26 protein-coding genes are annotated in these 21,534 nt (G+C 61.2%); 13 read left to right on the top strand and 13 right to left on the bottom strand.

Going from position 1 to position 21,534, the window contains the following annotated elements; genetic code table 11:
* Nucleotides 1-29: 29 nt before the first annotated feature.
* Nucleotides 30-1,148: a DmpA family aminopeptidase gene (locus NN484_RS21035; RefSeq protein ID WP_274657775.1), complete on the top strand. Its 1,119-nt coding sequence runs from the start codon at nt 30-32 to the stop codon at nt 1,146-1,148.
* A gap of 97 nt (nt 1,149-1,245) precedes the next feature.
* Here the strand turns inward: NN484_RS21035 and NN484_RS21030 are convergent, their stop codons facing one another.
* Nucleotides 1,246-1,833: an NAD(P)H-dependent oxidoreductase gene (locus NN484_RS21030; protein WP_215500898.1), complete on the bottom strand. Its 588-nt coding sequence runs from the start codon at nt 1,831-1,833 to the stop codon at nt 1,246-1,248.
* A gap of 85 nt (nt 1,834-1,918) precedes the next feature.
* Between NN484_RS21030 and NN484_RS21025 the strand changes: the two genes are divergently transcribed.
* Complete coding sequence (locus NN484_RS21025; RefSeq protein ID WP_274657774.1) at nt 1,919-2,557, top strand: TetR/AcrR family transcriptional regulator; 639 nt, start codon at nt 1,919-1,921, stop codon at nt 2,555-2,557.
* A gap of 182 nt (nt 2,558-2,739) precedes the next feature.
* Here the strand turns inward: NN484_RS21025 and NN484_RS21020 are convergent, their stop codons facing one another.
* Complete coding sequence (locus NN484_RS21020) at nt 2,740-3,372, bottom strand: TetR/AcrR family transcriptional regulator (protein ID WP_274657773.1); 633 nt, start codon at nt 3,370-3,372, stop codon at nt 2,740-2,742.
* A 159-nt stretch (nt 3,373-3,531) separates the two neighbouring features.
* On the opposite strand from NN484_RS21020, the gene NN484_RS21015 reads away from it, so the two are divergent.
* On the top strand, nt 3,532-3,972 hold the full coding sequence (locus NN484_RS21015; protein ID WP_127650978.1) for a hotdog fold domain-containing protein: 441 nt from the start codon (nt 3,532-3,534) through the stop codon (nt 3,970-3,972).
* A 66-nt stretch (nt 3,973-4,038) separates the two neighbouring features.
* On the opposite strand, the gene NN484_RS21010 is transcribed toward NN484_RS21015, so the two are convergent.
* A complete protein-coding gene (locus NN484_RS21010; RefSeq protein ID WP_274657772.1) occupies nt 4,039-4,725 on the bottom strand; it encodes a GNAT family N-acetyltransferase in 687 nt (228 codons plus the stop codon).
* A gap of 156 nt (nt 4,726-4,881) precedes the next feature.
* Here NN484_RS21010 and NN484_RS21005 point away from each other — a divergent pair, with 156 nt between their 5' ends.
* The 4 genes from NN484_RS21005 (at nt 4,882) to NN484_RS20990 (ending at nt 7,084) form a co-directional block, all read left to right on the top strand.
* Complete coding sequence (locus NN484_RS21005) at nt 4,882-5,367, top strand: DUF3592 domain-containing protein (RefSeq protein ID WP_127650980.1); 486 nt, start codon at nt 4,882-4,884, stop codon at nt 5,365-5,367.
* A gap of 130 nt (nt 5,368-5,497) precedes the next feature.
* Nucleotides 5,498-6,373, top strand: coding sequence for a hypothetical protein (locus NN484_RS21000; protein WP_274657771.1), 876 nt, complete (start codon nt 5,498-5,500; stop codon nt 6,371-6,373).
* A gap of 133 nt (nt 6,374-6,506) precedes the next feature.
* Nucleotides 6,507-6,830: a YXWGXW repeat-containing protein gene (locus NN484_RS20995; protein ID WP_274657770.1), complete on the top strand. Its 324-nt coding sequence runs from the start codon at nt 6,507-6,509 to the stop codon at nt 6,828-6,830.
* A gap of 41 nt (nt 6,831-6,871) precedes the next feature.
* Nucleotides 6,872-7,084 (top strand): YXWGXW repeat-containing protein, encoded by a 213-nt coding sequence (locus NN484_RS20990; RefSeq protein ID WP_127650983.1) that lies wholly within the window; start codon nt 6,872-6,874, stop codon nt 7,082-7,084.
* Nucleotides 7,085-7,113: 29 nt separating this feature from the next.
* On the opposite strand, the gene NN484_RS20985 is transcribed toward NN484_RS20990, so the two are convergent.
* Together NN484_RS20985 and NN484_RS20980 are read right to left on the bottom strand one after the other, a co-directional pair.
* Nucleotides 7,114-7,674: a YceI family protein gene (locus tag NN484_RS20985; protein WP_127650984.1), complete on the bottom strand. Its 561-nt coding sequence runs from the start codon at nt 7,672-7,674 to the stop codon at nt 7,114-7,116.
* A 116-nt stretch (nt 7,675-7,790) separates the two neighbouring features.
* The gene (locus tag NN484_RS20980) at nt 7,791-9,149 is read right to left on the bottom strand and encodes an MATE family efflux transporter (RefSeq protein ID WP_215500904.1); all 1,359 of its coding nucleotides are present in this window, start codon (nt 9,147-9,149) and stop codon (nt 7,791-7,793) included.
* Between the two features lie 126 nt (nt 9,150-9,275).
* Here NN484_RS20980 and NN484_RS20975 point away from each other — a divergent pair, with 126 nt between their 5' ends.
* Nucleotides 9,276-9,845, top strand: coding sequence for a chorismate mutase (locus NN484_RS20975; protein ID WP_215500905.1), 570 nt, complete (start codon nt 9,276-9,278; stop codon nt 9,843-9,845).
* 124 nt (nt 9,846-9,969) lie between these two features.
* Nucleotides 9,970-10,332 (top strand): hypothetical protein, encoded by a 363-nt coding sequence (locus NN484_RS20970; protein WP_215500906.1) that lies wholly within the window; start codon nt 9,970-9,972, stop codon nt 10,330-10,332.
* Nucleotides 10,333-10,403: 71 nt separating this feature from the next.
* Here NN484_RS20970 and NN484_RS20965 read toward each other — a convergent pair whose 3' ends face one another.
* From NN484_RS20965 to NN484_RS20955, 3 genes are all read right to left on the bottom strand, one after another.
* The gene (locus tag NN484_RS20965) at nt 10,404-10,739 is read right to left on the bottom strand and encodes a hypothetical protein (RefSeq protein WP_127650988.1); all 336 of its coding nucleotides are present in this window, start codon (nt 10,737-10,739) and stop codon (nt 10,404-10,406) included.
* Between the two features lie 130 nt (nt 10,740-10,869).
* Nucleotides 10,870-11,256: a c-type cytochrome gene (locus NN484_RS20960; protein WP_215500907.1), complete on the bottom strand. Its 387-nt coding sequence runs from the start codon at nt 11,254-11,256 to the stop codon at nt 10,870-10,872.
* 145 nt (nt 11,257-11,401) lie between these two features.
* Nucleotides 11,402-12,733 carry an aminotransferase-like domain-containing protein gene (locus tag NN484_RS20955; protein WP_274657769.1) on the bottom strand — a complete coding sequence of 444 codons (1,332 nt, stop codon included), beginning with the start codon at nt 12,731-12,733 and terminating at the stop codon, nt 11,402-11,404.
* A gap of 91 nt (nt 12,734-12,824) precedes the next feature.
* On the opposite strand from NN484_RS20955, the gene NN484_RS20950 reads away from it, so the two are divergent.
* A complete protein-coding gene (locus tag NN484_RS20950; protein ID WP_274657768.1) occupies nt 12,825-13,718 on the top strand; it encodes a DMT family transporter in 894 nt (297 codons plus the stop codon).
* A 3-nt stretch (nt 13,719-13,721) separates the two neighbouring features.
* Here NN484_RS20950 and NN484_RS20945 read toward each other — a convergent pair whose 3' ends face one another.
* The gene (locus tag NN484_RS20945; protein WP_215500910.1) at nt 13,722-14,537 is read right to left on the bottom strand and encodes an AraC family transcriptional regulator; all 816 of its coding nucleotides are present in this window, start codon (nt 14,535-14,537) and stop codon (nt 13,722-13,724) included.
* A 131-nt stretch (nt 14,538-14,668) separates the two neighbouring features.
* Here NN484_RS20945 and NN484_RS20940 point away from each other — a divergent pair, with 131 nt between their 5' ends.
* Complete coding sequence (locus tag NN484_RS20940; RefSeq protein ID WP_274657767.1) at nt 14,669-15,184, top strand: carboxymuconolactone decarboxylase family protein; 516 nt, start codon at nt 14,669-14,671, stop codon at nt 15,182-15,184.
* A 106-nt stretch (nt 15,185-15,290) separates the two neighbouring features.
* Here the strand turns inward: NN484_RS20940 and NN484_RS20935 are convergent, their stop codons facing one another.
* On the bottom strand, nt 15,291-16,736 hold the full coding sequence (locus NN484_RS20935; protein ID WP_215500912.1) for a SulP family inorganic anion transporter: 1,446 nt from the start codon (nt 16,734-16,736) through the stop codon (nt 15,291-15,293).
* Nucleotides 16,737-16,898: 162 nt separating this feature from the next.
* On the opposite strand from NN484_RS20935, the gene NN484_RS20930 reads away from it, so the two are divergent.
* Nucleotides 16,899-17,216, top strand: a complete 318-nt coding sequence (locus NN484_RS20930; RefSeq protein WP_215501096.1) for a DUF7693 family protein — start codon at nt 16,899-16,901, stop codon at nt 17,214-17,216.
* A gap of 14 nt (nt 17,217-17,230) precedes the next feature.
* Here NN484_RS20930 and NN484_RS20925 read toward each other — a convergent pair whose 3' ends face one another.
* From NN484_RS20925 to ggt, 3 genes are all read right to left on the bottom strand, one after another.
* Nucleotides 17,231-18,250 carry a lysozyme inhibitor LprI family protein gene (locus NN484_RS20925; protein WP_274657766.1) on the bottom strand — a complete coding sequence of 340 codons (1,020 nt, stop codon included), beginning with the start codon at nt 18,248-18,250 and terminating at the stop codon, nt 17,231-17,233.
* Nucleotides 18,251-18,470: 220 nt separating this feature from the next.
* On the bottom strand, nt 18,471-19,004 hold the full coding sequence (locus NN484_RS20920; protein ID WP_215500914.1) for a cysteine hydrolase family protein: 534 nt from the start codon (nt 19,002-19,004) through the stop codon (nt 18,471-18,473).
* Nucleotides 19,005-19,071: 67 nt separating this feature from the next.
* Nucleotides 19,072-20,799 carry a gamma-glutamyltransferase gene (gene ggt / locus NN484_RS20915; RefSeq protein WP_215500915.1) on the bottom strand — a complete coding sequence of 576 codons (1,728 nt, stop codon included), beginning with the start codon at nt 20,797-20,799 and terminating at the stop codon, nt 19,072-19,074.
* A 153-nt stretch (nt 20,800-20,952) separates the two neighbouring features.
* On the opposite strand from ggt, the gene NN484_RS20910 reads away from it, so the two are divergent.
* Nucleotides 20,953-21,468 carry a methylated-DNA--[protein]-cysteine S-methyltransferase gene (locus NN484_RS20910; protein ID WP_215500916.1) on the top strand — a complete coding sequence of 172 codons (516 nt, stop codon included), beginning with the start codon at nt 20,953-20,955 and terminating at the stop codon, nt 21,466-21,468.
* Nucleotides 21,469-21,534: the final 66 nt, after the last annotated feature.

Genomic DNA, 21,534 nt, shown 5'->3' with positions numbered 1-21,534 from the left:
CCCTTCAGATCCTTATAGAGAGACAATCGATGAAACCCCGTGCCCGTGACCTCAATATCCGCATCGGCCAGCTGCAACCCGGTCCGCTCAACGCCATCACCGACGTCCCCGGCGTGCGCGTCGGCCACAGTAATGTGCGCGGGCGCAGCGCGGGCGGGCGCGACATCTGCACCGGCGTCACCGTGATCGAACCGCGTCGCGGCTCGACCAACCAGCAACCGTGTTTCGCCGGGGTGCATGTGCTCAATGGCAATGGCGATGCCACTGGCCTTGAATGGATTCGCGAGGCCGGGCTGCTGACCAGTCCGATCGCCTTCACCAACACCCACAGCCTCGGCGTGGTGCGCGATGCGTTGATCGCTCTGGATCGTCAGCAGCAACCGGACGACGGGCGCCTCTACTGGAACATGCCGGTGGTGCTGGAGACGTTCGATGGTCTGCTCAACGACATCAATGGTTTTCACGTCAAGCCCGAGCATGTCGCCGAGGCGCTGGGTTGCGCGCATGACGGTGCTGTCGAAGAAGGTGCAGTAGGCGGTGGCAGCGGCATGATCTGCCATGAGTTCAAGGGCGGGATCGGCAGCGCTTCGCGCCGGTTGAACAGCGCACAGGGGGGCTGGACGGTGGGCGCGATTGTTCAGGCCAACCACGGGATTCGCAGCGAGTTGCGGGTCGACGGTTATCCGGTGGGGCGTTACATGGAACAGGTGGATTCGCCGTTCCTGCGTGCGGCGCTGCCGCACCCGGGGATGGGCTCGATCGTGGTCTGCCTGGCCACCGACGCGCCGTTGCTGCCGCACCAGTGCACGCGTCTGGCGCAACGGGCCAGCCTCGGCCTGGCGCGCAGCGGCGGCGGCAACGAAGACCACAGCGGTGACATCTTCATCGCCTTCGCCACCGGTAACGATCACGTCCCGCCGGCCGCATACGAAGGCAAAGGGGCGCCCACCTGCGACGGTTTGCGCATGGTCAACAACGACCACATCAGCGAACTGTTCCTCGCTGCCACCGAAGCGGTAGAAGAAGCGATCATCAACGCCCTGCTCGCCAGCGACAGCACCGCAGGCAACGGCCACTCGGTACCGGGACTGGACAAGGACACCTTGCTCGCGGCCCTCGCCAAGGCCGGCAGGCCCGGCGCCCGCTGACACCACAAAACCCTGTAGGAGCTGCGGCACGCTGCGATCTTTTGATCTTGCTTCTAAAAATCAAAAGATCGCAGCGCGCCGCAGCTCCTGCAATGTTTCAGCTGAACATCTGGCTGCCGAGGTGATACGCCGTCTGCAAATGCTCCTGCGGATCACGCATCTCCGATTCCACCATCAGCGTCGAACTCACCACCGTCGCCCCGCTGTAATCGAAAATCCCGTGCTCGATCTGCGCCTTCATCGCCGGGCCATAACCGTGGCGCTCGTAGGCGCGTTCTTCAGCACCGGCTAGGCCAACCAGATGCACGCGCATGCGCTGCAGTTTCTTCACATGCTTGAGATCGCCAGCGAAATCAAATGCCCAGCCATTGCTGAATACCCGGTCGATCCAGCCCTTGAGCAGCGCCGGCATCGACCACCAGTACACCGGAAACACCAGCACCAGCGCGTCGGCCCGGTCGATCCGCGCGTGCTCGGCCTGCACATCGGCGGGCGGTAGCGCTTCCCGGTGATGCACGGCGAAATCTGCCGCGGCGAAAACCGGCTGGAAACCTTCCGCGTACAAATCAGCGATTTCCCAGGTATTGGCGGGATCAGCCCGGGTCAGCCCCTCGGCAATCTGCGCCGCCACGCTGTGCGTCAGCGAACGAGGCTCGTGATGCGCCACAACTATCAATGCATGCATGGGAATTCTCCTGTAAGTTTGCCTGACCAAGGGCTATATACTCTTGGTAAGTTACGAACAGTAAGTTACGTTTGGTATATTAACGATGTCAACCACTGAAATGACCGAAGCCGATTCCCCTGCCCAACCGCGCCGTCGCCTGTCGCGCGAAGACCGCAACCGTCAGTTGCTCGACGTCGCCTGGCAGATCATCCGCGCCGAAGGCACCGATGCCCTGACCCTCGGCTATCTCGCAGAACAGGCTGGCGTGACCAAACCGGTAGTCTATGACCACTTCGTCACCCGCTCGGGCCTGCTCGCAGCGCTGTACCGGGATTTCGATACTCGCCAGACGGCGGTGATGGACGCGGCCATCGGCAATGCCGAGGCGACATTGACCGGTACTGCACGGGTGATTGCCTCGGCGTATGTCGATTGCGTGTTACTGCAGGGCAACGAGATTCCGGGGGTGATTGCCGCGCTGGCAAGCAGCCCGGAGCTGGAGAGGATCAAGCGTGACTATGAGGCGATCTTCCTCGAAAAATGCCGCAGTGATCTGGCGCCCTATGCCAACGGCGGGCAGATCACCCAGGCCGGATTGCGCGCCATGCTCGGCTCGGCCGAAGCGCTGTCGCATGCCGCCGCCAATGGCGAAATCAGCGCTGCAGAGGCCAGCGACGAGTTGTTCGCAACCATCGTTGCAATGGTCGAACGCGCCGCCGCCCGTGCGACTGACGGTACTTGAGCCCACCCCGACGCACTCCTAGGATGGAGTTACGCAGCGACTTGGCTTTTCCAGCGTTGCGTAGGCGCGGGTGTTCTGAACCCCAATCAAGCCCACGCCTTGTTTCACGCGCACCTTGAGCCTCACGGGCTCTACTTCCTCCCCATCAAAGAGCTTTGAGGCTCTTTTTTTGTCTGCACGAATCAGCTGTCCGGGCCGTCATCGCCACGGATTGAGCGCCATGCCGCCTGCGCCAGCAACTCGCGATAGGCCATCGGGCTCCCCTTCACGCGCCCGGCCAACCACGCCCGGCAATAACTGTCGGCCTGGCCGATGATCAGCGACGGCAGCAGTTCGGCGGGCAATGCCTTGAGTTCGGCAACCCGTCCGGAGTCCGCCAGCCAGTCGCGCAAACGCAGATTGCGTGTCTTGTTGCGCTCGGCCAGCTCGTCCTTGAACGGCCCCTTGGTCACGGCAAACCGGGCGTGGTACTGAAACCGCGCCCACTCCGGCTGACGCTCGACCCAGTCAACATAACTGAACACCAGCGCCTGCACGCCCTCCTCGGTGGTCTGCGCCGCGTCCAGATAGGCGTCACGCAAGCGCGCCTGATCTTCCAGGGCGGTGAAAAACAATGCCGCCACCAGCCCTTCCTTGTTACCGAAATGGTGATAGATCGCGCCGACGCTGGTGTCGCACTCGGCGCGGATCATGTCGATGGTGGTGGCTTCGATCCCCTGTTCGTTGAACAGGCTCAGGGCCTTGCGAAAGATATCGCGCTTGAGTTCGGCGCGGCGGCCGGGGTAGCTGCGTTCCAGTAGATCGGCGGTGTCCATGCTGCTCACAGGCTGAAATGGGATGGGAAAAGGCACCTCGTGCCCTTGATCAAAGCAGACACAGGTTGACAGATTTCCCGCAGACAGAATACCGTTCCGTTACAGAATATTATTCTGTAACGGAACATCATTCTGCAAACCACCCGATGAGGCTTCGCCATGAGTCAGTTTCTCAGCATGTTCAACAGCGCCGGTCCCCAGGCATTCAGCCAGATGGCGTGCCAGGTTGCGCCGTACTTCAGCACCATAAACCCGCTGGTATCCGAACTGCGCGCCAATACCGCAACGGTGCAAGTGCCGTTCTGTCGCGAAATCACCAACCACCTCGGCACGGTGCATGCAATTGCTCTGTGCAATGCCGCTGAACTCGCAGGCGGGATGATGACCGACGTGTCGATCCCGACCGGCGCACGCTGGATTCCCAAAGGCATGACCGTGCAATACCTGGCCAAGGCCAAGAGCGACGTGACGGCCGTTGCCAGCGGCGAAGGTGTGGATTGGCAAACCGAGGGCGACAAGATCGTCACCGTGGATATTCACGATACCGAAGGCAAACACGTGTTCACGGCACAGATCACCATGAACGTGAAACTGGCTTGAATTCATAGCCACAAAAAAGCCCTTGCTGCGGAACTCGCAACAAGGGCTTTGGCGGCAGACGAACGATCAGTGCAGCGTCAGGCGCTGGCGGACAAATGCCTCGACGTGACGGGTGGTCTGATCCAGATGCCGGTCACGCTGTTTCTCGGCATCGAGCATCGCGCGCTTGCCGTTTTTCTGCAGCAGGTAGGTATGAATCTGCTGCACCTCCAGCGAGCGGTAGATCGGCGTGGTGTCGATAAAGCCGCGCAAGCCGTTGCTGCGGTAATGCCGGGTGCTCATCAGCACCTGAGTCTCGCGCGCGCCGATCACCTCAAAGCCCAGCGCCTCGAAGTACGGCACCTTGCCGACACTGCAGGTCAGTTCGGCATGCGGATAACGTGTGACCATCTCGTCAATCATCGCCCGCGCCACGCCTTGTCGCCGATACCCCTCACGCACGGCCATGTAGGCGACGCTGCACGCCTCCCAATCGCCCTGCACCGGCAGGTACAAGAGGAAACCGATGACTCGCTCCGGATCATCCTCGGCCGTCGCAACCAGCAATTCCACCTCAGTGCCCTTCTCGCCGTTCAGCGCTTCCAGATACAGATGCACCTCATAGCCGACCGCGTACTGATAGACGTTGTACAGCAGGTTGCTCGGGCCGAGTCCGACCGCGCTGATGTCGGTCAGGTAATCGACCACCAGTTGCAGAATCTGGCTGTTGACGCTTTCAGGGCATGGGGATTTGTAGTGGGTGATGCGTGGCATGGCGGGTGAACTCCGGCGGTAAAGACATGTTGCCGACGGTCGGGCTGCCGGCGAACCGCGACATCATACCGTGCCCGGCCCGACCGGGGCCTAAAGTTCCCGGTTCCAGCGCCGATGCAGCGGCGTCCGGCGTCTGCCATTACCAAGGATCAGGTCATGTTCTATCCCCGCGAAGCTGCAAGAGATCACCTCTACAACCGTATCGTCATGATGACCGTCGCCTGCTGCGTCGTGTTGCTGCTGGCCGGCATGGCGCGACAGCAGGGCATTCTGTATGGCGCACTGAGTTTCAACGGCGTAGAAACCAGCGGCATCGTCACGGAGCTGGAAGAAATCATGATGAACGACAACGGCATGATCATTCATTATCGCTACAGCGACACTCAAGGCCAGATTCACCAAGGCCAGTACCAGGACGAGCGTTACGCCGAGCACACCCAATACGACATCGGCGGCCCGGTGCCGCTGCTGGTATCGCGCTGGCTACCGGACAAGAGCACCCTGGCCAGCGAGCTTCACACCTATCGTCCCGGTTTCTACATCATGACCGGCGGCTTCCTGCTCGGGCTGCTGTGCCTGCTGATCTCCGGCCGCACGTTCTGGCAGATTCAGGCCATGAAAGAGCAAGACCGGTTTTATTGATGCTCTGTGCGTCCTTTGATGCCGTATCGCGTTGGCGTGTTTGCAGATTGCGAACTACAAACATGATGAGAGGGATACGGCCGCTCCCGCTATCACAGGGTGGCGCCAATCAGGATGCTCGGAGCATGAAGTGAAAACACGACCTCGATTTTCGTTGGCAGCCTTGCTGTTCCTTGTCGCGCCTATCTGCCCCGCTGCCGACAGCCCTACGTTTAATGCGCCACACATGGATGTCCCAACAGCAGAGATTCTGCGGAAGCACTTCGCGGTTCCTGCTCATCTGATCCCGCTTTATCAAATGGGCGGACACTTCTACACCGTTTCTTATATCGCCGAACTGGCCGGTGTCGAACGCAGCAGAGCCGACAGACTGACTTGTTTTTCTCAGGCGCCGGACGCGATAAACACTTACAACGCGATTCCGGTCTCGATCAAAAATACCTTCTACGACCGAACCTGGCGGCACCAGATCGTCAATTCGCTGCATTCGTTGCATGGCGGCGACAGCCAGGCCGTCGCTGCCAGACGATCCAGCCTGCAAAGACTGGTGGCTGCCTCGTATGCGACCGGCACAACGTCGGACTGGAAAACCGGCTTCCTGATCCATGCGCTGGGCGATAGCTATGCACATGTCTACGGACCGCTTGAAGCGCCTCATGCCTACCCCGAAGCCTATGGGCATCTCTTCGCGTTATTCCAGAGCCCTGATGACGTCTATGCCGGCGAGAATTACCGAACGTTCGATGTTTACATCCATGCCCTGTTCGACACGCTCAAAGATGCGCAACACGCCGCAGAGCGGAGCAAAGTCGACGATCTCGCCTCGATCATCAAGAACCATGCCGGACTGGGTAACAAGCAAGACTACCGACTCATTTCTCTGATGATCAGGCTGACACACGCACCGATTTCGGAAAGTGATTGCACACGCATCAATGCCGAACTCAACGAAGCGGATGTCCGCACATTCCTGGCCGAACTGACCCGTGAACTGAAAGCGCCCTAGCGCTCGGCGAGCCCGCCAGACACCTGGTCATCCCTGAAGAAAATTTCATCCTCCGCAGACCGGATCTTTTGCCGATTTGGCGTCCAATTCTTCAACTGCGCTGTCTTTTGCACGCAGACCTTGAGGAGTTGTCATGAACGTTTTGCGTTCACTGTTCAAATGGCGCAAAAGCCTGTTGCTGGTGCCGATGGCGCTGGCGGCGCTGGCCAGTGCGCCGGTGTTCGCCCAGCAGGTGGTGATCATTCAGCAAGCTCCACCGCCAATGCGCATGGAAGTGATGCCCGGGCCGCGTTCCGGTTATGCCTGGGATCAGGGCCACTGGCGCTGGGAAGGACGCGGTTACGTGTGGCTGCCCGGCCACTGGCAACCGGTGCGCTACGGTGCGCATTGGCGGCCGGGGCACTGGCAGGCGCGCGGGCCGAACTGGTTCTGGGTTGAAGGGCACTGGGTGCGCTGAATTCCCTTCAACCTGTACACCTCATCTATCAGGAACAGCCCATGTCCAGAAGCATTAAAACCTTGCTCGCCGCCTCGCTGGTGGCCATCACCCTGTCCGGCTGCATCGTCGAGCCGGTCCGGCCGCATCGGCCACCGCCACCGGTGGAAGTCGTACCGGTCATGCCTGCGCCGGGCTATCACTGGGTCGCCGGGCATTACCGCTGGGGCGGCCATGAATGGCGCTGGGTGCCGGGACACTGGCGGGCCTACTGACCCACCCCTACTGACCCACCCGACTGGCGTCACTGCTGTGGCGCCACCACCTTGAACTTGATCGCGATGTCATTCGACACCACGGTGTCCGCCCACTCCCCCGCACCGAGTCCGAACTGATCACGCTTGAGCACCAGTTCGCCGTCGAAAATGCCGATCGCGCTGCCCGGTTTCAGCTCGACCGGCACCTGCACCTCGCGGGTGATGCCTTTAAGGGTGAGCTGGCCGGCGATCAGATAGTGATTGTCGATCACCCGGGTAAACCGGCTGGACTCGAACACCGCCACGGGAAAGCGCTGGGTGTCGAACCACGCCGGTTTCACCAGCTCGGTGTTGGCGTCGGTGCTGCCGGCATCGATGCTGTTGAGGTCGATGTGCAACGTGGTGTGGGCGCCGGCGAGGTTGTCGCTGTCGAACTGCAACGTCGCGTCGAACTTGCCGAAGGTGCCGTACATCAGCGCGCCCATCTGGTTGTAGGTGAAACTGATCTGGCTGGCAGTGGTGTTGACGCGGGTGTATTCAGCGGCCTGCGCGGCACTCATGACGCACAGGCAGGCAAACAGTGCCGCAGCGGTGAATCGGGCACGCATGGGATCCTCCGGACAGGGCAAACCTTCGAGGCCTCGACTGACTTAAGCAAACAACCCGCGGTTACGCCATGTCATTTTACCGTCGACGTGCATCAGGCCGCCCTGCTTCGCCCTCTTCAGACCAGACGCTCGATCTTCTGATGCTGCCAGACCAGTTTGTAATACAGGGTCTGCAGCACCAGCATGCCCAGATACGCCACCGGAAACGCCATCCACACGCCTTGCAAACCGTACTGCCCATCCAGCCAGTAAGCCGCCGGCAGTTGCACGCCAACCACACAGATAATCGCGATCGCCACCGGCACCAGCACCGTGCCGCTGGCGCGCATGATGCCGCCGATGATTGCCTGGAAGCCGAACACCAACAGACTCCAGAGCATGATGTGCAACAAGTGCTCCGCCATCGCCCGGGTCGAATCTTCGGTCAGGAACAGGCCCAGCAGCCAGTGCGACAACAGATAACCGAGCACAATCAAACCGCCGGTGAGGCAGACGTTGATCAACAGCCCGGTGCGCAGGATCGGCGCCAGGCGTTCCAGGCGCCCGGCACCGATGGCCTGGGCGCCAAGGATCGACGCGGTGATCGCAATCGACAGCGCCGGGAACTGCACGTAGTTGACGATCTGCGTCACCGCGCCATACGCCGCCGTGGCCTGCGAGCCGTGCCGGTTGACCAGCGCCAGAATCACCAGTTCCGAGAGTGACAACACGATCATCTGCACCCCGGTCGGCAGGCCGATGCGCAGCACCTTGCCGAGAATCGCACCGTCCAGCCGCAGCGCGGCGAAGAACTCGCGATCCGGCGCCAGCGGATGCTGCTTGCGAATCAGCCGCCACGCCAGCCACGCCATCGCCGACAGGTTGCCCGCCAGCCCGGCGAACGCCGCACTCTGAATCCCCAACTGCGGCAAACCGAACCAGCCGCGAATCAACGCCGGCGTCAGCGCCAGCCCGACGCACGTCGACACCATCAACGCCAACAGTGGCGACACGGTGTCGCTGACCCCGCGCAGCAATTGCGTGAACAACACAAACACCAGCATCGACGGCAGAATCCACATCATCACATGCGCATACGCCACCGCATCGTCCAGCACATCCGCCGGCGTCCCCAAGCCCTGCAACGCCTGGCGCGCAAACACGCTGCCGAGCACCGCCGCCGCCAGGCCGATCAACACGCCCAACAGCAAGGTCGCTCCGGCAATCGCCTTGACCATGTGCGCCTCGCGCGCCCCCCACGCCTGACCGATCAACACCCCCGCGCCCGCCCCCAACCCGATCACCAGCGCGATAAAGAAAAAGATCACCGGAAACATCCCCGACACCGCCGCCAACGCCTGCGTACCGAGCATCTGCCCGATGTAGATGCTGTTGACCGTGCCGGACATCGATTGCAGAAAGTTGGACAGCACCATCGGCGCGAGGAACAGCAGGTAGGTTTGCCACAGCGGTTTGGTGGCGGTGGGGGTTTGCATTGAGGATCCGTCTCGGGGTGGGAGATGCGAGGGATATTACGCTAGATAGCCGGGTTAAAGTCGGTCGACATCGAGTCCACTCAAGGCTTAAATGGCGACACTCTTATCCGTGGATCGCGCCTGCCCATGACCCCTTTGCGAAATACTCTGACTTGTTCCCTGCTGGTTCTTTTCAGCCACATGGCTCACGCCGCCGAGGCTCCTGCGCCCGCCGAAACGTTGCGTCCTTTGCTGACCACCCTGAACGAACGCCTGAACATCGGCGACCTCGTGGCCCTGACCAAATGGGACAGCGGCAAGCCGATTCAGGACAGCCCGCGCGAGGCGCAAGTCATCGCCAATGCCCGGACGCTGGCCAGCGAGCGCAAGCTCGATCCCGAAGACGTGGCCCAGTTGATCGCCGCGCAAATGGAGGCCAACAAACTGGTGCAGTACGGACTGCTGGCGCAATGGCAGGCGGCAGGTCGTGCACCGGACACGCCGCGACCGGATCTGGCGAAACAGATTCGCCCGCAGCTGGACGAGTTGCAAAGCCGCCTGCTGCAGCAGTACGCCGACTTCGTGCCCTATCGGCGCGACCCCGACTGTCCGGCCTGGCTGGCCAAGGCGCGCCAGGGTCTGACCCACGATGCCCTGCACGATCTGGCCCTGACCCGTGCCACCGGAGAGCTGTGTATTCGGGCTGCAGGCGCCTGAACCAAGGGTTGCGGCACACATTGCTGGCGTCGATAGTCACCATCACGCCAATGAAGTTCTCATAAAAAATCCGCGGCGTAACATCGGCTCCAGACAAACCCACTACACCCCGGAGCACACGATCATGAAACGCCAAACCATCCTCGGCATCGCTTTCTCGGTTCTTGCAGTTAACGCTTTTGCAGCAACACCCGCTCACACCCTGGTCGCTGAAGGCGGCTCGGACAAGTTGATTGAAAGCCGTTTGGCTGAAGGTGGTTCTGATCGTTTGCTGGAGCGCCGTGTGGCCGAAGGTGGCTCGGATCGTTTGCTGGAGCGCCGTGTGGCTGAAGGTGGCTCTGATCGTCTGATGGAACGCCGAGTGGCTGAAGGCGGTTCGGATCGTCTGATGGAACGCCGCGTTGCTGAAGGTGGCTCTGATCGTCTGATGGAACGCCGAGTGGCCGAAGGTGGTGCGGATCGTCTGATCGAGCGTCGCGTCGCCTGAATCGACTCCCCCAGTGCAGTCCAATAAAAAAGCCCGGCCTGATCAGCCGGGCTTTTGCGTTCAACCACTGCTTACTGAGCGGTTTTCAGCTTGATCACATCACCGGAAATCTTGGTGGTGTAGCCGCTCAGAACCCATGCCCAGAACCAGTTTTCCTGAACTTGAGTGTTGATCATGGCATCGCCGCCCTTGGCGTTGATGGCCGCGGTCTGGGCACGCACGAAGCGGCTGTTCTGCCGGATCGGGATCACGCCGAACAGCATCAGGCCGGTGGCGGTCGCTTCGCTGTGGCCAAGCACGGTGTATTGGCTGCTGTCATATTGTTTGGTGTTCATCGGGGTGCCGGTGCAACCTGCCAGAACCACACCGAACAGTGCGGCGGCGACTACTTTGCTCAGATATTTCACTACAAACTCCATGGGTAGTAGCCCGGGATCCATCTCTCGGGCGGCGCACACTCTACCGGAGGTGGTGGCTCATTAGTATCGGTTCGACACGTTTCATGCCGTGGTCCGTCGTCCAGGCCGAGCCAAAACTTTAATGGGAATACTGCTGCAGATACGCCAGCAAATTATCAATCTTCTCCTCATCGCTCAGCCCCCAGAAAATCATCCGCGTGCCCGGCACCACGCCTTTGGGGTCTTTCAGATACGCGGTCAGCGTGGAGCGATCCCAGGTCACGCCAGAGTTTTTCATCGCATCGGAATACACATAATTGGCCGAGGTCCCTGCCGCCCGGCCGATGATGCCGTTGAGTGGCGGGCCGAACCCCGGGCGCGCGTCCGGGCCTACCTGGTGGCAACCGCCGCACAGGCGCGGGAAGATTTTTTCGCCGGCGGCGGGGTCGCCGGCGGCGCGGGTGGTTGAGCTGAACAGCATGGCGGTGGCGGTCAGGGCAAGAAGAAATGAAACGGTGTTATTCATCGGGCGATCCAGAACGGTGTGGTGCAGTTGAGCCAAGGCTAACATTTTGTGGCGAGAGCGCTTGCCCCCGCTGGCCTGCGCAGCGAGCTCACCGCAGAGGGGGCAAGCGCCCTCGCCGCAGGCGTGTTTTCACAGGAGGTGTCTTTTACAGGTAAGCGCCGATAACCTTCCTGACGGTGATCAACGCCTGCCGCAACACCTCCATTTGCACTGACCCCAACGCCAGCCGGATGGCATGCGGCACATGCGCCGACACCGCAAACGGTTCGGCGGTGGTGACCGAAATCTGCTCATGCATCAACTCGACCACAATCTGATCCGCGCGCACGTCTTCCGGCAACGGCAACCACAGGAAATATGAGGACGGATGGCCGATGCAGGTCAGCCCCTGCAGCAACTCGGCGGCCAGCGCTTGGCGGGCCCTGGCGTCGTGGCGTTTTTGTTGTTCCAGCTGGGTGACGGTGCCATCGTCGAGCCAACCGCAAGCCATCGCGGTCATCACGCCGGGGGTGTTCCAGGTGGTGGCGCGGATGATTCGCTCCAACGCTGGCACCGTGTGCAGTGGCGCCGCAATGAAACCAACGCGCAGGCCAGTGGCGATGTTCTTCGAGAGTCCCGACACATACACCGTGCGCTCCGGCGCCAGGTCGACCAGCGTACGTGGTGGGTTTTCCACCAGAAAGGCGTAGGCCGCGTCTTCGATGATCGTCAGATCATGCCGCCGGGCGAGTGCGACCAATTGCTCGCGCTGTTCAATCGGCGTCACCCAACCCAACGGATTGTGCAGCGTCGGCATGCTGTACACGGCACGCACCGAACGGCTGCGGCAAAGTTTGTCCAGCGCCACAAGATCCGGCCCGTGATCACCAAGCGGGATAGCCACCACTTCCAGATGCAGGGCTTCGGCCAGCACCTTGAAGCCGGAATAGGTCAGCGCATCCGCCGCAATCACATCGCCGGGTTTGAGCAAGGCCATCAGCGTCACCGCCAACCCTTGCTGGGCACCATTGACGATCAGTATTTGCCCGGCTTCCACCTGCACTCCGCGGTCGTGCAAATGCCGCGCAATCGAGGCGCGCTCATGCTGGCGCCCGGCGTGGGGTTGATAACGCAGCAAGGCTTCCAGATCCCCCGACAGCGCCAGTTGGCGCAATGCGCTGCGTAACAGATCGGCCTGACCGGGCAGCGACGGGTAATTGAAATTGAGGTCGATCATGCCCACCGCGACGTCTTTCTGATCGATGCCCTGCCCCGGCGACAATGAGGTTTCGCGCACAAACGTCCCGCGCCCGGTTTCACCGCTGACCAGCCCCATCGCCTCGAGCTCGGCGTACACCCGCGACGCGGTGACCAGCGCCAATCCTTCCCGGGCTGCCAGTTCACGGTGGGTTGGCAGGCGCGTTCCGGGCGCCAGGCGCCCCGAGCGAATGTCCGCGGCATAGGTGTCAACGAGGGTCTTGTAGCGGGAGCGCGGCATGCCGGATGTATCCATGACAATTATTTGATTGTCCTGATTCTCGGCCCCAGGATTGCTCGAAAGCAACCCCACCTTTTGAGCGCGACCTTGTATGGAACAGACTTCGAACCGGGTGAACCCGGCTCTGGAAAAAACCAGCGGCTGGATCAATGGCTTTATCGGCGTGGTGATCTTCAGCGGCTCACTGCCGGCCACGCGGCTGGCGGTGCTGGAGTTCGATCCGGTGTTTCTCACGGTGTTGCGCGCAGCCATCGCCGGGCTGTGTGCGGTGTGCCTGTTGTGGCTGTTTCGCGAACGACGTCCGGCGCGCAATCAGTGGCTGTCGCTGGTGATCGTCGCACTGGGCGTGGTGCTGGGCTTTCCGTTGCTGACGGCGTTGGCACTGCAACACGTGACGTCAGCGCATTCGATTGTGTTTGTAGGATTACTGCCGCTGGCCACGGCGATCTTCGCTGTCTTGCGCGGCGGCGAAAGACCGCGCCCGGTATTCTGGATCTTCTCGATGCTGGGCAGCGCGCTGGTGGTTGGCTTCGCCCTGTCCCAGGGGCTGACCGCCTCGCCTACCGGTGACTTGCTGATGCTGGGGGCAATTCTGGCCTGCGGCCTGGGGTATGCCGAAGGCGCGAAACTGTCGCGCACCCTCGGTGGCTGGCAGGTGATCTGCTGGGCGCTGGTACTGTCCTTGCCGCTGATGGCGCTGACCAGTCTCTGGCTGGCGCCCGCGTCATTGCGCACCATCAGCGTTTCGGCCTGGATATGCCTGGGCTACGTGTCGTTGTTCAGCATGCTGATCGGCTTCGTGTTCTGGTACCGCGGCCTGGCTCAGGGCGGGATTGCCGCCGTCGGACAGCTGCAATTGCTGCAACCGTTTTTCGGCCTGGCGCTGGCCGCGACGTTGCTGCACGAACAGGTCAGTGTCGGCATGCTGGCGGTGACGCTGGGGGTGATTCTCTGTGTGGCCGGCGCAAAGAAATTCGCCCGCTGACGTTTAGACACCGCCCTTCCATTCCCGAGGGCTGAGTCCGGTCTTGCGACGAAAAGCCCGGGCCAGTGCCGAAGGACTTTCATAACCGACCTCTTCAGCGATCAGCGCGATCGGCCGGCCCTCACGCAGACGCTTCTGCGCCAGACTGATGCGCCAGCTCACCAGATAATCGGCCGGCGACTGCCCGACAACGCGGCGAAACTGCTCGGCGAATCCCGCGCGAGACTGGTTGGCGGCAGTCGCCAGATCCGCCACGCGCCAGGGTTTGGCCGGTTGCTCATGCATCAGGGTCAAGGCGCGGGACAAGCGCGGGTCGGCCAGCCCGGCCATCATGCCCGGTTGCTGAACACGGCTGCTGATCAGGTGCCGCAACAGCAGGATCACCAGCAGTTCGAACAGACGATCCATCACCGCCACGCGTCCGCAATGACCGTCAAAGGCCTCTCTGAACAGCCACTCCAGGGTGTTGCCCAACTCCGGCACATCCGTGAGTTTGAGCACCAGATAATCCGGCAACGCGGCCGCCAGGGCATTGCCCGAACCACCGTCAAACGTCAGCGTGGCGCAGACCAGTTGCGCGCCCATGGCCTCGTCGGCTGCCATACGGTGTGTGAAGGGTCTGGGGAAGAAAATCAGTGAGGGTTCATTGACGCGGATCTCGCGTTCAGTGCCCGGTTTGAGCAGCAACTCGCCGGCCTGCAACAGATGCACATGCCCAACCGGTTCGTCCTCGTGCATACCGACGCCGCAAAACGTGCCGCTGTGAAAGGTACCGGCGTTCACGCCGAAATGGCTGAGCAACGTGGAGAGGCGATCCATGGAAGACTCCCTCAACAGATTTGGACGATCTGTCGCATATCCTCGACGATTTGCCGCCAAAGCACCAGTCGCGCTCAATAACATGGCCTCCATCCCCGGCGCACTTCGCACCGGACTTCTGGAGAATCACCATGAGCCGCATTCACGCTACCCACCTTGAACACGCCACTGATGCCACCCGCCCGATTCTCGAAGGGGTCAAGAGGAAAATCGGCTTCCTGCCCAATCTCTTCACCACCCTGGCCAAAGCTCCGGTGGCCCTGGAAACCTACGTGCAGGCCTCGACGATCCTGGGCAAGACGTCGCTGAGCACCAAGGAAAAAGAAGCGGTGTATCTCGCCACGTCACAGGTCAACGGCTGCGATTATTGCCTGGCGGCGCACAGCCTGTTTGCCAGCAAGGCGGGACTCTCGGCGCAGGACATCGGCGCGGCGCGTCAAGGTGAACTCAACGCCTACGCCGCCCTCGCCCAGCAGTTGACGCAAAACCGCGGCCACCTGAGCGATGAGCAGATCGCCGCCGCCCGTGCTGCCGGCATTGATGACAGCAAGCTCATTGAAGTGATTGCTCTGGTGGCGGTGCAGACGCTGACCAACTACCTGAACAACGCGGCGCTGACCGATATCGACTTCCCGCCTGCTGCCTGAAACCAGAAAGAATGTGGAGCGAGCCCGCTCGCGAAAGTGTTGGTTCAGTCAACTTCAGGGTTGAATGACAGAACGCCTTCGCGAGCGGACTCGCTCCCACTATTGATCAGTGATGTTCCACGCCGGCGCGTTTCAGCAGCTTCTTGCAGCGCTCGGACAGATGAAACACCTGCAACTCCTTCCCTGCTTTCTCGTAACGCTCGCGCAAAGTCTTCAACGCGGCAATCGCCGAGTAATCGACAAAGCTCAGATGCCGGCAATCCAGCGTCACCTTGGTCGGGTCATTGGCCGGGTCGAACTGGTTGAGGAACGGCGTGGTCGAGGCGAAAAACAGCGTGCCGTGCAGGCGGTAGAGTTTGCTGCCGTCGGCTTCCAGATGCTCATCGGCGTACAACTCGCGAGCCTGCTGCCAGGCGAAGTTCAGCGCGGCGATGATGATCCCGCACAGTACGGCGGTGGCCAGATCGGTGAACACGGTGATGGTGGTCACCGCGATGATCACCAGCACATCGTTGAGCGGCACTTTGTTCAATACCCGCAACGAGGCCCAGGCGAAGGTCTGCTGCGAGACCACGAACATCACGCCCACCAGCGCCGCCAGCGGAATCCGCTCGATCAGCGGTGACAGGAACAGGATGAACAACAGAATCAGCACGCCCGCCACCACCCCGGACCAGCGCCCACGCCCGCCAGAGCTGAGGTTGATCACGGTCTGGCCGATCATCGCGCAACCGCCCATGCCCCCGAACGCACCGGAGACCATGTTCGCCGCGCCCAGCGCTACGCATTCGCGATCCGGGTAGCCACGGGTTTCAGTGATTTCGTCGGTGAGGTTGAGGGTCAGCAGGGTTTCCAGCAGACCGACCAGCGCCATCAGAATCGCGTAGGGGGCGATGATGCGCAGGGTTTCCAGATTCCACGGGATGTCCGGCAGCGCGAAGCTCGGTAGACCGCCAGCGATGTGCGCCATGTCGCCAAGGGTGCGGGTCGGCAGGCCGAACAGGTAGACCAGCAGCCCCACGCCGAGGATCGCTACCAGGGCCGGCGGCACCGCGCGGGTCAGGCGCGGCAGGATGTAGACGATGGCCATGGTCAGCAACACCAGCCCGGTCATCAGGTACAACGGCGTGCCGCTGAGCCAGTGTTCGCCGCTCTTGAAGTGCTCCAGTTGCGCCAGTGCAATGATGATCGCCAGGCCGTTGACGAAGCCGAGCATCACCGGATGCGGCACCATGCGCACCAGTTTGCCCAGGCGCAACAAGCCGAACGCCATCATGATCAAGCCGCCCAGCAACACCGTCGCCAGCAGGTACTGCACGCCGTGCTGCACCACCAGCGCGACGATCACCACCGCCATCGAACCCGCCGCCCCGGAGACCATCCCCGGCCGACCGCCGAACAACGCGGTCAACGTGCAAATGATGAAGGCGCCGTACAGGCCCATCAGCGGATTGAGGTGGGCCACCAGCGCAAACGCAATGCATTCGGGCAACAGGGCAAACGAGGTGGTGAGTCCGGCCAGGACATCGGCGCGCAGACGTTGTGGTTTCATGGCTTACCTGACTAAACGGCCTGAGAGCATGGCCGAGGGTGTTCGCGGGAGGAAAAGAGGGTTGCGGATGTTACGGAATAGTTAGGAATCGGGCCAGTGTCGCTGACAGCACGGCGCCTGCGCTCTATGCTGGCACGCTGTGTTCTGTCACTTGAGTTGAAAATGTCCTGCGTGCTCACCGCCCGTGAAGTTTGCCAGTGCCTGCGCGATGCGGCGCTGGGCGTGCTGTCCCTGCGACCTGTCGAGGAACCGGGCGATACAGGCCTGGTTTCGGTCGAGGTCGAAGGCTGGCGGTTGCGGCTGGACTTCGAGGGCGGACGCCTGCACCACTGTGAACGCGCCCGAGCCCCGGATGGCCGCGAAGGTAACCTGGAGACATGGCAACGTTACGGCACCAATCCGGTCAACCTGCTGAGTACCTGGGAGCTGGCGCAGATCGAGCGGTTGCTGGCGCAGCCCCGTCGATGCCTCGCCGAGTAATTCGCCGCAAAGAGTCAGGGCATGAAGTCCAGCGGCAAAGTCTCGCCGTCCGCTATTCGCTTGTGCCAGGCAAGTAATGCTTCGGGCACACGCTTTTTCCATTTCGGTACGTTGGTGTAATAGCGGGCACGCAATTTGCGCTGCTCATCGAACACCAACAATACGAGCCATACCCGCGCGTCCGGCGCTCGCATCAGAACGCCCGCATTGGTGTTGGCCAGCCCGCGTAACCAGAACTCATCGACCTGAGCCTCCGGCACATCACGGGAAGCCTCGCCGGTCACCATCGCTCCACTGTTTTGCAATAACGTCTGATAATCGTCTTTGAGCAGAGCGTGCAACAGTTGGTTTTCCTGCTCGGTCCGCGCCACCCCCAGACTGAGCAGGTCGTAATCAATCGACAGTGGCTGTTCCGACGCCACGTAGCGCCCACCGTAATAAATCCCCATACCCCCACCGCAAGTAGGGTCTGCACCCTCTTGTGCAATGTCCAACAGTCCGTTGAATGCGCTGAATTTCAACGAACAGTTGTCTTGGGCGTAGTGTGCTTCGCTGCCCTCGATGGTGGCGACACCCTCCATGTCGCCGGAGTTGGCGCCAGCCACTCCTGAAATATCAAAAGCGATATGAGTGGCGTCGATGCGCCTGGTTTTAACCTCAACCGCCGATGAAACGCCCCACGGAATGAGCTGCCAGGTCGCGTCCCAATTGAAGGGGCTGGTCATGAACTCAAGTGCCTTGAGGCGCATCAGGTATTGCCGGCGTAGACAAGCAACATCCGCAGCACATTGATTGCGTTGCTTTAGCCAGCCTCGTTGATCGACCTTCAAGGCTTTCGAATCCACAACTTTTGGCAACGTAGCACGCCACTGCGAGCCCAGTTTTTCATCAAGGTTCGAGATATAGGGATCAGAGCAAATGGTTTTTTCCGCCGGACTGGCAGCGCTGGCGCAATCGAAACTGCTGGCGTGTACAGCTGGCATAAACATCAGGGACGCCAGCAGAACAGCGTGGCGGAGTTTGAAAGACAACATCGACAGATTCCATTCTTCGGGGCGGCGGCATTATGCCAGTGAAGTGTTGTCTGTGCTGCCGCCTTCGCGAGCAGGCTCGCTCCTACAGAGGCCAGGCTGGATGCATCGAGCCACTGTGGGAGCGAGCTTGCTCGCGAAGACGTCGTGTCAGCCAACACTTGGGTTACAGACAGACCGCCTTCGCGAGCAGGCTCGCGCCTGCAGGGGTATTCCGCTGGCTTTAGAAAATGATCTCGGCGGCGGGTTCGACGTCAACCCGGGCTGTAGCGCCAGTCAGGTGCGCCAGGTCCTTGTTATGTTCGGCGATGATGTCTTCGGCGCTGATGTTGCCGTTGTCGACGGTGGAATGGGCGTCAGCAGCGAGCACCACGTCGTAACCCAGTTCATGAGCCTTGCGTACGGTGGCGTTGACGCAGTAGTCGGTTTGCAGACCGCAGATGATCAGGCGCTCGAAGTCTTCGCTGGGCAGCAGTTTGCTCAGGTCGGTCTGGTAGAACGAATCCGGGGTGGTTTTGCGTACACGCAGATCTTTTGCTTCAGTCAGCAGGCCTTCGGCCAGTTGCCAGCCTTCGGCACCATGGGCCAGCGGGCTGTCCTTTTCTTCATGCTGAATCAGCACTACCGGTACGCCGGCCTTGCGCGCGCGCGTGCTGAGTTGGTTGATGGAGTCGATGACACGATGGATGTCGAAGCACTGGTATTGGCCCGAGCAGAGAGCCTGTTGGACGTCGATGATCAGTAATGCGCTAGACATGATGGGCCTTCCTTGATCGATCCTTGAGACAGGGGCGGAGCTGAGCCCGCCCCCTTTTTTACGCCTCTCAGTAGCCCAGTGACAACCCGGTATTGCGCCGTGGATCGTTGGCACCGTAGAAGCGGTTTTTGCCTACCGGCTTACCGCCCAGCGACGGCGCGCCGACCAGGATCGCCGCGATGTGGTTGGCGTCCTGCGGCCCGGCAAACTTGTGGCCCCAGCTCTCGAGGATCTTCTTCGTATCGGGGCTGGCGGCGAAGTCTTCGAGGTTGGTTTCTTCCGGCATCCATTGCTGGTGGAAGCGCGGCGCGTCGACCGCTTCCTGCAGGCCCATGCCGTAGTCGATGACGTTGAGCATGGTCAGCAAGGTGGCGGTGATGATCCGGCTGCCACCTGGCGTGCCGACCACCATCACCACTTTACCGTCCTTGGTGACGATGGTCGGGCTCATCGATGACAGCGGCGCTTTGCCTGGAGCGATGGCGTTGGCCTCGCCCTGCACCAGACCGTACATGTTCGGCACGCCGACCTTGGAGGTGAAGTCGTCCATCTCGTCGTTGAGGATCACCCCGGTCTTGCTCGCCATCACGCCGGCACCGAACCAGTCGTTGAGGGTGTAGGTCACCGACACCGCGTTGCCCCACTTGTCGACGATCGAATAGTGCGTGGTGTTGTTGCCTTCATGCGGCGCGACGCCGGGTTTCAGCTCGGCGGAGATGCCGGCCTTCTGCGGCTGGATCGCGTTGCGCAGTTTGGTCGCGTAGTTCTTGTCCAGCAGGTGTTCGATCGGATTCTTGACGAAATCCGGGTCGCCCAGATAGCTGTTGCGGTCGACATAGGCGTGGCGCATCGCTTCGATCTGGTAGTGCATGCCCTGGGCGGAATGGAAGCCCAGATCCTTCATCGGATAACCTTCGAGGATGTTCATGATCTGACAGATCACCACGCCACCGGAACTCGGTGGTGGCGCCGAGACCACGTGGTAGCCACGGTAATCGCACTCCACCGGGGCCAGTTCGCGGGTCTTGTATTTGTCGAGGTCGGCCTGGGTGATGATGCCCTTGTTGGCCTGGCTGGAGGTGACGATGGCGTCGGCCACCCAGCCTTTATAAAAACCGTCGGCGCCTTTTTCGGAAATGGTGCGCAGGGTTTTCGCCAGATCCTTCTGCACCAGTTTCTGCCCGACCTGCATCGGCTCGCCGTTGTGCAGGAAGATCGACCCGGAATCGCGCATGTCTTTCTTGAACACATCGGTGGCGTAATCCAGCAGATCGACGTCGCCCTGCTCCAGTTCGAAACCGTCTTCAGCCAGTTTGATCGCTGGCGCGATCATGTCCTTGCGCGGCTTGGTACCGTACTTGCTCAGCGCCAGCTCCATACCCGACACGGTGCCCGGCACGGCCACGGCGAGATGACCACGGGTGCTGAGGTCCGGGACGACGTTGCCGTCCTTGTCCAGGTACATGTTGGCGGTGGCCGCCAGCGGGGCCTTTTCGCGGAAATCGAGGAACGTCTTGCGCCCGTCCGCCAGTTGAATGGTCATGAAACCGCCACCACCGAGGTTGCCCGCCGCGGGGTACACCACCGCCAGCGCATACCCCACGGCAACCGCGGCATCCACCGCGTTGCCGCCATTTTTCAACACATCGACGCCGACGTGGGAAGCCAGGTGTTGGGCGGTGACCACCATGCCGTTTTCGGCGGCAACCGGTGCCACCGAGGCGGCGTGGGCCATGAGGCAGCTCAGTGCCAGTGACGTCGCAATCAGCGTTTTGGTCAAAGGTTCGTACTTCATGAGTCGATCTCTTTTTTTTGTTTTGAGGGGCTGTGCAAAACAGAGGGGAACGCTTCAAAAGCAACAAGCAGTATGGTCGCTATTGTGATTTGCGCCTCCCGGATCAGGCAGTATGCTGGGCGCTCTCGCCGTGCCGATCCGGAGTTCTGCCCCATGCCTTACACGTTCATTACCCTGCCTTCACCGGTCGGCGAATTGAAGCTGGTGGCGAACGGCGCACGACTGGCGGCCATCCTCTGGGAAAACGATAAACCGGGCCGGGTGCGCCTCGGGCCGATGACTGAAGCGCCAGACAATCCGTTCTTGCAGAAAGCCGCGCGACAGTTGCAAGAATATTTTGCTGGCCGCCGGGATCGCTTCGACCTGGAGCTGGATTTTGTCGGCACCGATTTTCAGAAGAAGGTCTGGGCGGCGCTGCTGACCATCCCCTTTGGCGAGACCCGCACCTACAGCCAGATCGCCGAACAGATTGGCAATCCGACCGCGGTGCGTGCGGTGGGCGCTGCGAACGGGCGCAACCCGATTTCGATTGTGGCGCCGTGTCATCGGGTGATTGGCGCCTCGGGAAAACTGACCGGGTTTGCCGGAGGGCTCGAGGCCAAGGAGCGGTTGCTGACGCTGGAGGGGGGTGGCTGGTCGGCGGTCGGCAAAACGGGAGAGTTGTTTTAAAAGATCTAAAGATCGCAGCCTGCGGCAGCTCCTACAGGGGGAATGTTTCAATGTAGGAGCTGCCGC

Source organism: Pseudomonas serboccidentalis (genome assembly GCF_028830055.1).
GTDB lineage: Bacteria > Pseudomonadota > Gammaproteobacteria > Pseudomonadales > Pseudomonadaceae > Aquipseudomonas > Aquipseudomonas serboccidentalis.
The sequence above is the reverse complement of the archived record's forward strand: the minus strand, read 5'-3'. Positions and strand labels throughout refer to the sequence as shown.

Bases quoted from the DNA above. Each gene is read 5' to 3' on its own strand.
- NN484_RS20935 (WP_215500912.1), bottom strand. From the start codon at position 16,736: ATGAAACCACAACGTCTGCGCGCCGATGTCCTGGCCGGACTCACCACC.
- NN484_RS21015 (WP_127650978.1), top strand. From the start codon at position 3,532: ATGAGTCAGTTTCTCAGCATGTTCAACAGCGCCGGTCCCCAGGCATTC.
- NN484_RS20910 (WP_215500916.1), top strand. From the start codon at position 20,953: ATGCCTTACACGTTCATTACCCTGCCTTCACCGGTCGGCGAATTGAAG.
- NN484_RS21020 (WP_274657773.1), bottom strand. From the start codon at position 3,372: ATGGACACCGCCGATCTACTGGAACGCAGCTACCCCGGCCGCCGCGCC.
- NN484_RS21035 (WP_274657775.1), top strand. From the start codon at position 30: ATGAAACCCCGTGCCCGTGACCTCAATATCCGCATCGGCCAGCTGCAA.
- NN484_RS20940 (WP_274657767.1), top strand. From the start codon at position 14,669: ATGAGCCGCATTCACGCTACCCACCTTGAACACGCCACTGATGCCACC.
- NN484_RS20985 (WP_127650984.1), bottom strand. From the start codon at position 7,674: ATGCGTGCCCGATTCACCGCTGCGGCACTGTTTGCCTGCCTGTGCGTC.
- NN484_RS20950 (WP_274657768.1), top strand. From the start codon at position 12,825: ATGGAACAGACTTCGAACCGGGTGAACCCGGCTCTGGAAAAAACCAGC.
- NN484_RS20960 (WP_215500907.1), bottom strand. From the start codon at position 11,256: ATGAATAACACCGTTTCATTTCTTCTTGCCCTGACCGCCACCGCCATG.
- NN484_RS20930 (WP_215501096.1), top strand. From the start codon at position 16,899: ATGTCCTGCGTGCTCACCGCCCGTGAAGTTTGCCAGTGCCTGCGCGAT.
- NN484_RS20925 (WP_274657766.1), bottom strand. From the start codon at position 18,250: ATGTTGTCTTTCAAACTCCGCCACGCTGTTCTGCTGGCGTCCCTGATG.
- NN484_RS20955 (WP_274657769.1), bottom strand. From the start codon at position 12,733: ATGCCGCGCTCCCGCTACAAGACCCTCGTTGACACCTATGCCGCGGAC.
- NN484_RS21025 (WP_274657774.1), top strand. From the start codon at position 1,919: ATGTCAACCACTGAAATGACCGAAGCCGATTCCCCTGCCCAACCGCGC.
- NN484_RS20970 (WP_215500906.1), top strand. From the start codon at position 9,970: ATGAAACGCCAAACCATCCTCGGCATCGCTTTCTCGGTTCTTGCAGTT.
- NN484_RS20980 (WP_215500904.1), bottom strand. From the start codon at position 9,149: ATGCAAACCCCCACCGCCACCAAACCGCTGTGGCAAACCTACCTGCTG.
- NN484_RS20945 (WP_215500910.1), bottom strand. From the start codon at position 14,537: ATGGATCGCCTCTCCACGTTGCTCAGCCATTTCGGCGTGAACGCCGGT.
- NN484_RS20995 (WP_274657770.1), top strand. From the start codon at position 6,507: ATGAACGTTTTGCGTTCACTGTTCAAATGGCGCAAAAGCCTGTTGCTG.
- NN484_RS21030 (WP_215500898.1), bottom strand. From the start codon at position 1,833: ATGCATGCATTGATAGTTGTGGCGCATCACGAGCCTCGTTCGCTGACG.
- NN484_RS20920 (WP_215500914.1), bottom strand. From the start codon at position 19,004: ATGTCTAGCGCATTACTGATCATCGACGTCCAACAGGCTCTCTGCTCG.
- NN484_RS20990 (WP_127650983.1), top strand. From the start codon at position 6,872: ATGTCCAGAAGCATTAAAACCTTGCTCGCCGCCTCGCTGGTGGCCATC.
- NN484_RS21010 (WP_274657772.1), bottom strand. From the start codon at position 4,725: ATGCCACGCATCACCCACTACAAATCCCCATGCCCTGAAAGCGTCAAC.
- NN484_RS20975 (WP_215500905.1), top strand. From the start codon at position 9,276: ATGACCCCTTTGCGAAATACTCTGACTTGTTCCCTGCTGGTTCTTTTC.
- NN484_RS21005 (WP_127650980.1), top strand. From the start codon at position 4,882: ATGTTCTATCCCCGCGAAGCTGCAAGAGATCACCTCTACAACCGTATC.
- ggt (WP_215500915.1), bottom strand. From the start codon at position 20,799: ATGAAGTACGAACCTTTGACCAAAACGCTGATTGCGACGTCACTGGCA.